Origin of the sequence: Bradyrhizobium sp. PRIMUS42 (assembly GCF_023006515.1) — a bacterium.
GTDB lineage: Bacteria > Pseudomonadota > Alphaproteobacteria > Rhizobiales > Xanthobacteraceae > Bradyrhizobium.
Map to the genome: position 1 here is coordinate 1 of NZ_JALBGZ010001422.1, position 675 is coordinate 675.

2 pseudogenes are annotated in these 675 nt (G+C 66.7%); both read left to right on the top strand.

The features are described from left to right. Positions 1-292, top strand: a pseudogene (locus tag MOV75_RS40800) (molybdopterin-binding protein); the annotation flags it as partial. A gap of 13 nt (positions 293-305) precedes the next feature. Further along, positions 306-675, top strand: a pseudogene (locus MOV75_RS40805) (molybdopterin biosynthesis protein); the annotation flags it as partial.

Below are 675 nucleotides of genomic sequence, written 5' to 3' on the forward strand. Positions count from 1 at the left end.
CGATCAGGCGCTTGCGGTCTGGCTCGCGCTCGTGCTGCCGCTCGTCGACCATTTGTCCGCGCGCCGGCCGCGCCGACAGACGGTCCTGCCGCTTGCGCGCAAAATCGCCTCCAGTGTCGGCATCGCCGAAATGGCTCTGCTGTCTCTGGAACATCGTGTGTGGATGCCGCTTGCCGTGGGCGAATGGCCGCTCCAGGCGATTGCCCGTGCCGATGCATGGCTGCTCATCCCCGCCAGCCATGAGGGATTTGCGGCGGGCACGTCGGTCGATGCCTATCTGATGTGGGCATGATATGGGTTCCGGCATGACGATGATTCCGCGATCGCAAGAGCGCAGCGCGCTCGAACAGGAGCAGTTCCTCAAGGTCCTGTCGCGGGAGGAAGCGCTGGCACGCTTCGAGGCGGCGCTGTTCCCGCGCCCGATTCCGAGCGAGGTGCGCAAGCTCGCCGATGCACTCGGTGCGGCGCTCGCCGAAGACGTCACGGCGCCGATCGATGTTCCCCCATTTGACCGCTCCAATGTCGACGGCTTCGCCGTGCGTTCGGCGGATGTCGTCGCGGCGGGCGAAGGCAAGCCTGTTCGCCTTGGGCTGAACGGCGAAACCATTCATTGCGGCACCGCGCCAGCGCTGCAAGTGGCCGCTGGAACCGCAACGCCGATCGCCACCGGCGGTC